Source organism: Pseudonocardia nigra (genome assembly GCF_019396355.1).
In the GTDB taxonomy this organism is placed as follows: Bacteria; Actinomycetota; Actinomycetes; order Mycobacteriales; family Pseudonocardiaceae; genus Pseudonocardia; species Pseudonocardia nigra.
Window position 1 is genome coordinate 1 of the sequence record NZ_JAHKRK010000297.1, and the last position, 7,450, is coordinate 7,450.

Below are 7,450 nucleotides of genomic sequence, written 5' to 3' on the forward strand. Positions count from 1 at the left end.
ATCGCCGCCATCCGCCGCTTCATCGACGCATGGAACGAGCGCTGTGAACCGTTCATCTGGACCAAGGACGCCGAGGCCATCCTGGCCAAAGCGCAGCGTCAAAAGACTTCGGACACGAGACACTAGGGTCACGTGCCACACACCACGCGGAGGTGGGGATGCGGGTGGAGGACTGGTTCCTGACGGCGGCCGAGCGCGGCAACGCGGCCTACCGCCTGCCGTCGTGGTCGGACGGGAACGCCGTCGTCGCGCACGTCCACGGCGCGGCCTACTTCGCGCGGCTCGTGGAGGAGGTGCAGGCACTCCGCCGGGACGACCACCTGCTCTTCACCGACTGGCGCGGCGACGCCGACGAGCGGCTGTGCCCGGACGGACCGACGGTGGGCGAGCTGTTCGGCGACGCCGCCCGCCGCGGCGTCGTGGTGAAGGGCCTGATGTGGCGCTCGCACCACGACGACTTTTCCTACAGCGAGGAGCAGAACCAGCAGCTCGGGGACGCGGTGAACGCGGCGGGCGGCGAGGTGTTGCTCGACCAGCGGGTGCGCCGCGCCGGCTCGCACCACCAGAAGCTGGTCGTGATCCGGCACGCGGGCGACCCCGACCGTGACGTCGCGTTCGCCGGGGGAATCGACCTGTGCCACTCGCGGCGCGACGACGCCCGGCACCTCGGCGACCCGCAGGGGCTCCCGATGGCCGCGGAGTACGGCGACACCCCGGCGTGGCACGACGTCCAGCTCGAGCTGCGCGGGCCGGTCGTCGGCATGCTGGACGCGTTGTTCCGGGAGCGGTGGGCGGACCCGCGCTCCCTCGACAGCGAGAACCCGGTGTCCTGGCTGAAGGACAAGCTGCGGCGCGTCGACCTCAGCGCGGACCCGATGCCTCCCCGACCGCCCGACCCCCGACCGGCGGGCGCCTGCGCGCTGCAGGTGCTGCGCACCTATCCGGCCGTCCTCCCGCGCACGCCGTACGCGCCGCGGGGCGAGCGGTCGGTCGCGCGGGGCTACGCGAAGGCGCTCGCGCGTGCTCAGCGCATCGTCTACCTGGAGGACCAGCACATGTGGTCCCCGGACGTCGCCCGGCTCCTCGCCACCGCGCTGCGCCGCAACCCGCGGCTGCACATCGTCGTGGTCGTGCCCCGGCACCCGGACGTGGACGGCAGGTTCGCGCTGCCGCCCAACCAGGTCGGCCGGATCCAGGCGGTCGAGCTGTGCCGCAGGGCCGCCCCCGATCGGGTCCACGTCTTCGACCTGGAGAACCACGAGGGCACACCGGTGTACGTGCACGCGAAGGTGGCCGTCATGGACGACACCTGGGCGTGCGTGGGCAGCGCCAACCTCAACCGCCGCTCGTGGAGCCACGACAGCGAGCTGTCGGTGGCCGTGCTCGACGGGACCCGGGACGAACGGGAGCCCACCGACCCCGGCGGGCAGGGCGAGGGCGCCCGCGCGTTCGCCCGTGACCTGCGCCTCGAGCTGATGCGCGAGCACCTCGACCGCGCACCGGGCGACGACGCGGACCTCGTGGACCCCGGATCGGCCGTGCGCGCCATGGACGCGGCGGCGGACGCACTGGACGCCTGGCACCGCGGGGGACGCGTGGGCCCCCGTCCGGCGGGTCGGATCCGCCACCACCGGCCCGAACGGCTGCCCGTCCGGACCCGGCTGTGGGCGGTGCCGCTCTACCGGCTCCTGTACGACCCGGACGGTCGCCCGCTGGGCGACCGTCTGCGTCACCGCTGGTGAGCCACCACCGGGTTCACCGCTTCGACTTGGCCGCCTTCGGCGCCACCAGCCGCGCTCCCGCCCACTGTTCGCTCACGCTGACGTTCGAGGTCTGGGACAGACCGGCGGTGGGCGCCGCCTCGGCGATCTCGCTCGGCTCGACGTGCCCCGGCTTGCCCGTCTTCGGGGTGAGCACCCAAATGACGCCGTTGTCGGCGAGGGGACCGATGGCGTCGACGAGTGCGTCGACGAGATCGCCGTCGCCGTCGCGCCACCACATGAGTACGAGGTCGACGACATCGTCGGCGTCCTCATCGAGCAGTTCGTCCCCGGCTCTCTCCTCGACGGCATCGCGCACCGCCTCGTCGACGTCGGAGTCCCAACCGAGTTCCTGGACGACCATGCCCGGCTCGACGCCGAGCTTGCCCGCGATGTCGGACGTGCGTCCGGCATCATCCGCGGCGACCACGCGTGTACCTCTTTTCCTCGGTTCTGCCCGGGTGTACCCCGCGCAGGCTGCTTCTCGGTTGCGGAATCCGAACATGACGACAGACCGGCGCGCAACCACTCGTTACGAGATCGAGCGGCGAGGGGCACGATAGGGGATGGCCCCGACATCTACTCAGCTCAAGCCATGCAGGGAGATCCCTTGACCGGCCAGACCCCCGACGGCAGCACCCAGGCACCCAGTTCTGGGCCGCAGCGCGTGCACGTCATCCGCGACGGGCTCGCCGCGCACCTGCCGGACATCGACCCCGAGGAGACCAGCGAGTGGCTGGAATCCTTCGACGCCGTCCTGGACGCGGCAGGGCAGCAGCGTGCTCGCTACCTGATGCTGCGCATGCTGCAGCTCGCCCGGGAGCGCCACGTCGGCGTCCCGTCCCTGACCAGCACGGACTACGTCAACACGATCCCGACGGACCGGGAGCCGTGGTTCCCCGGCGACGAGGAGGCCGAGCGGGCCTACCGGCGCTGGATCCGGTGGAACGCCGCGATGACGGTGCACCGCGCCCAGCGTCCGGGGATCGGCGTGGGCGGGCACATCTCGTCCTACGCCTCCTCGGCCACCCTCTACGAGGTCGGCTTCAACCACTTCTTCCGGGGCAAGGATCACCCGGGTGGGGGTGACCAGATCTACATCCAGGGCCACGCCTCCCCGGGCGTCTACGCCCGTGCCTATCTGGAAGGGCGGCTCACCGAGGACCGCCTCGACGGGTTCCGCCAGGAGCTGTCGCACGGCGGCCCGGGGCACGGCCTGCCGTCGTACCCCCACCCGCGGCTGATGCCGGACTTCTGGGAGTTCCCCACGGTGTCGATGGGGCTCGGCCCGATGAACGCGATCATGCAGGCGCGGTTCAACCGGTACCTGCGCGACCGCGGCATCAAGGACACGTCCGACCAGCACGTGTGGGCGTTCCTCGGCGACGGCGAGATGGACGAGCCGGAGTCGCGCGGGCTGATCCACGTGGCGGCCACCGAGGGCCTGGACAACCTCACGTTCGTCGTGAACTGCAACCTGCAGCGGCTCGACGGCCCGGTGCGCGGCAACGGGAAGATCATCCAGGAGCTGGAGTCGTTCTTCCGCGGCGCGGGCTGGAACGTCATCAAGGTGATCTGGGGCCGGGAGTGGGACGCGCTGCTGCACGCCGACCGCGACGGCGCTCTGATCAACCTGATGAACCAGACGCCGGACGGCGACTACCAGACCTACAAGGCCAACGACGGCGGCTACGTCCGCGAGCACTTCTTCGGGCGGGACCCGCGCACGAAGGCCCTCGTCGACCCGATGACCGACGAGCAGATCTGGAACCTCAAGCGCGGCGGCCACGACTATCGCAAGGTGCACGCGGCCTACGCGGCGGCGCTGGAGAACACCGGGCAGCCCACCGTCATCCTGGCGAAGACGATCAAGGGCTACGGGCTCGGCTCGCACTTCGCGGGCCGCAACGCGACCCACCAGATGAAGAAGCTGTCGCTGGACGACCTCAAGGAATTCCGCGACTCGCAGCGCATCCCGATCTCCGACGCCGAGCTCGAGCGCGACCCGTACCTGCCTCCGTACTACCACCCGGGTGAGGACTCGCCGGAGCTGCAGTACATGCGGGAGCGCCGGCGTGCGCTGGGTGGCCCGCTGCCCTCGCGCCGGGTCACGGCGAAGCCGCTCGTGCTGCCCGGCGACAAGGTCTACGACGCCGTCCGCAAGGGCTCGGGCAAGCAGGAGGTCGCCACCACCATGGCGTTCGTCCGGTTGCTGCGCGAGCTGGTCAAGGACAAGGAGATCGGCGGCCGGTTCGTGCCGATCATCCCGGACGAGGCGCGCACGTTCGGGATGGACTCGATGTTCCCGACGCAGAAGATCTACAACCCGAACGGGCAGCAGTACACGTCCGTGGACGCGTCGCTCATGCTCGCCTACCGCGAGAGCGAGCAGGGCCAGCTGCTGCACGAGGGGATCAACGAGGCCGGCTCGGTGGGCTCGTTCACCGCGGCGGGCACGTCGTACGCCACCCACGGCGAACCGATGATCCCGGTCTACGTCTTCTACTCGATGTTCGGCTTCCAGCGCACGGGTGACTCGATCTGGGCCGCAGCAGACCAGATGACCCGCGGGTTCCTCATCGGCGCCACGGCGGGCCGGACGACCCTGACCGGGGAGGGCCTGCAGCACAACGACGGGCACTCGCTGCTGCTGGCGGCCACCAACCCGGCCGTGCTGGCGTACGACCCGGCGTTCTCGTTCGAGGTGGCGCACATCGTCAAGGACGCGCTCCGCCGGATGTACGGCGAGGGCTCCGACGTCCTCGAGGGCGAGAACCTGATCTACTACCTCACGGTCTACAACGAGCCGTACGTGCAGCCAGCCGAGCCGGAGAACCTCGACGTCGACGGCGTGCTCCGCGGGATCTACCGGTACGCGGAGAGCCCGCGGACCGACGGACCGCAGGTCCGGCTGCTCGCGTCGGGCGTCTCGATGCCGTGGGCGCTGCAGGCGCGCGACATGCTGGCCGAGCAGTGGGGTGTCGGCGCCGAGGTGTGGTCGGTGACGTCGTGGGGCGAGCTGCGCCGCGACGGCGTCGAGTGCGCCCAGCACAACCTGGTGCACCCGGACGAGGAGGCGCGTGAGCCGTACGTGACGCGCGTGCTCGGCGGCACGGACGCGCCCGTCGTCGCCGTGTCGGACTGGATGCGGGCGGTGCCCGACCTGATCCGCGAGTGGGTGCCTGCCGAGTACACGACGCTGGGCACGGACGGCTTCGGCCTCTCCGACACCCGTCCCGCCGTGCGCAGGCACTTCAACGTGGACGCGGAGAGCATCACCGTCGCGGCGCTGGAGACCCTCGCCGCGCGCGGGGAGTTCGACCGCGGTGCGGTGACCGAGGCGGCCGCGAAGTACAAGTTGGACGACCCGCAGGCGGCCGGCCCCCAGACGTCGGATTCCGGGGTGGCCTGACCGGTCCCACGGGCGGCACTTCCACGTCGACCTCTCGGGTGGAAGTGCCGCCCGGACGGGCCGTTCGACGGCCCTCCGGGACGAACACGCAGGTTATTGGGTCTCGGCAGGGCGGCCGAACCGCGATACGCTCCGCCCCGACCCCGACCTCGCGGGAAGAGCGAACGGGGTCCCGGCCGGGACGCGGACCATCGCACTCGGGCGGCGCGATGCCGGGGGCGAGTGCCTCGGCGAACGGTACGAGGAGAGCAAGAATGGCAGAGGGCACCGTCAAGTGGTTCAACAGCGAGAAGGGCTACGGCTTCCTCGCTCCTGACGGTGGTGGCGCGGACGTGTTCGTGCACTACTCGGCGATCCAGACCAACGGGTACAAGAGCCTCGACGAGGGCCAGCGCGTGTCGTTCGACATCGAGCAGGGCCAGAAGGGTCCGCAGGCCACCAAGGTCACTCCCCTCGGCTGACCGCGACGCCGGTCGTACCGCAGCGACCCGAGCTCCCGCGCACCGGGGCGGCCGTCCGACGGCCGTTCCCCGCCCGGTGCCGCGGTTGCTCGTGTCATGCTGCCGAACGTGACGAGCGACGGGCCCGGCCCGAGGCAGGCGCCGGCCGCGGTCTCCCCCGCCACGCTGCGGAAGCTGGAGCTCGCCGCGGGCGATCTCGCCGCAGCGTGCCTGGCCGCGATGGAACGCAGCCAGCCGTGGTTCGCCCGGCTCCCGGCCGCGCAGCGGTCCGGCGTCATGCTGGTCACCCAGACCGGCGTGGCGAACTTCGTGGCGTGGCTCGGCGCGCGGGGTGAGTCGATCCGGCTCACCGCGGAGGCGTTCCGCATCGCGCCGCGCGACCTCGCCCGCAGACTGAGCCTCTCCCAGACCGTCGGCCTCGTGCGCATCGCCACTGAGGTGTTCGAGCAGCACCTGCCGCCGCTGGCGGCCGACGACGCCGAGCACCGCGCGCTGGTGGAGGGCGTGCTGCGGTTCGGCCGTGAGATCGCGTTCGCCGCCGCCACGGTGTACGCGGGCGAGGCGGAGACGCGGGGGGCCTGGGACGCCCGGCTCGAGGCGCTCGTCGTGGATGCGGTCGTGCGCGGCCCCCAGGACGCCGATGCGCTGGTGTCGCGTGCGTCCGCGCTGGGCTGGGATCCCGGCGACCCGCTGCGGGTCGTCGTCGGCACCCCGGCTCCCGACGCCCGAGACCTGCTCGGCGACGTGCGCCGTGAGGCCGACCGTTCGGGCCAGTCGGTGCTGGTCGGGGTGCAGGGCAGCAGGCTCGTGGTGTTGCTGTCGGAGCCGCCCGGCGTCGACACGGGCGGCGACATCGGCACGGTCGTGGAGGCGTTCGGCCCGGGACCGGTGGTCGTCGGCCCGCTCGCGGCCGATCTCACCGCCGCACCCACCAGCGCCCGCGCTGCGCTCGCCGGCCTGCGCGCAGCCCCGGGCCGGCCGGGCGCACCCCGCCCCGTGCTCGCCGACGACCTGCTGCCCGAACGCGCACTGGCCGGCGACCCTGCCGCGCACCGCAGGCTGGTGGACTCGATCGTCACCCCGCTGGAGTCGGCGGGCGGCGAGGTGCTCCACACGCTGGCGACGTACCTGGAGGGCGGCGGTGGGCTCGAGTCGTGCGCCCGCGCCTTGTTCGTGCACCCCAACACCGTGCGCTACCGGCTCCGCCGCGTCAGCGAGCTCACCGGCCGCCGCCCCTCCGACCCGCGCGATGCGCTGGTGCTGTGGACGGCCGTGGTCGCAGCCCGGCTGGCCTCGTCCGAGGCTACCGAGGATTCCTGAGCACATTCCGTCGAGGCTTCTGCTCCGGATCCACCCATTTCGGGGGATGAACTCCGGCGACCCGTCCGCGATCCGGATGATCCACCCGGAATAATGGATCAGCCGGTGGTGCATTCTGCACAGCATCACCAGGTTGTTCAGCTCGGTGTGCCCGTCGTGCTCCCATTCGAGGACGTGGTGAATTTCGCACCAGGACGGGGTTCGGTTACATCCCGGGTGCGCGCATCCCCGGTCCCGGGCGGTCACGGCGCGCCGGAGTCCGTCGGGAATAACTCGCGTCGAGCGCAGGGCCCCGGCGTTCTTGCCGTTTGGGTCTGATGTCGGTTTTGCCCCTGGTGGTGGACTCGTTTGAGGGGCCGGTGTGAGGGGCGAGCGCGACCCCTGGTGATCTTTCAGGTGTTGAAGCCGAAGATCGTCCCGGGGGTCGCGCTCGTGTCCACAGTATCGTCGTTGAAGCCTGCCCTCGACCGGCTGGCCGATCTGGCCGCCGAGGAGGC

The 7,450-nt window shown here is 71.6% G+C and carries 5 protein-coding genes; 4 read left to right on the plus strand and 1 reads right to left on the minus strand.

Annotated features, from left to right (window positions below):
* Positions 1-158: 158 nt before the first annotated feature.
* A complete protein-coding gene (locus tag KME75_RS38245; protein WP_219419827.1) occupies positions 159-1,742 on the plus strand; it encodes a phospholipase D family protein in 1,584 nt (527 codons plus the stop codon).
* A gap of 13 nt (positions 1,743-1,755) precedes the next feature.
* Here KME75_RS38245 and KME75_RS38250 read toward each other — a convergent pair whose 3' ends face one another.
* The gene (locus KME75_RS38250) at positions 1,756-2,190 is read right to left on the minus strand and encodes a DUF3052 domain-containing protein (RefSeq protein WP_219419830.1); all 435 of its coding nucleotides are present in this window, start codon (positions 2,188-2,190) and stop codon (positions 1,756-1,758) included.
* A gap of 180 nt (positions 2,191-2,370) precedes the next feature.
* On the opposite strand from KME75_RS38250, the gene aceE reads away from it, so the two are divergent.
* The 3 genes from aceE (at position 2,371) to KME75_RS38265 (ending at position 6,953) form a co-directional block, all read left to right on the plus strand.
* Entirely contained in the window at positions 2,371-5,172 is a 2,802-nt protein-coding gene (gene aceE, locus KME75_RS38255; RefSeq protein ID WP_246633651.1) for a pyruvate dehydrogenase (acetyl-transferring), homodimeric type, read from the plus strand.
* A 254-nt stretch (positions 5,173-5,426) separates the two neighbouring features.
* On the plus strand, positions 5,427-5,633 hold the full coding sequence (locus tag KME75_RS38260) for a cold-shock protein (RefSeq protein WP_075941971.1): 207 nt from the start codon (positions 5,427-5,429) through the stop codon (positions 5,631-5,633).
* 96 nt (positions 5,634-5,729) lie between these two features.
* Positions 5,730-6,953, plus strand: coding sequence for a PucR family transcriptional regulator (locus KME75_RS38265; RefSeq protein WP_219419829.1), 1,224 nt, complete (start codon positions 5,730-5,732; stop codon positions 6,951-6,953).
* The last annotated feature ends 497 nt before the right edge of the window (positions 6,954-7,450 follow it).

Bases quoted from the DNA above. Each gene is read 5' to 3' on its own strand.
- KME75_RS38245 (WP_219419827.1), top strand. From the start codon at position 159: ATGCGGGTGGAGGACTGGTTCCTGACGGCGGCCGAGCGCGGCAACGCG.
- KME75_RS38260 (WP_075941971.1), top strand. From the start codon at position 5,427: ATGGCAGAGGGCACCGTCAAGTGGTTCAACAGCGAGAAGGGCTACGGC.
- KME75_RS38265 (WP_219419829.1), top strand. From the start codon at position 5,730: ATGCTGCCGAACGTGACGAGCGACGGGCCCGGCCCGAGGCAGGCGCCG.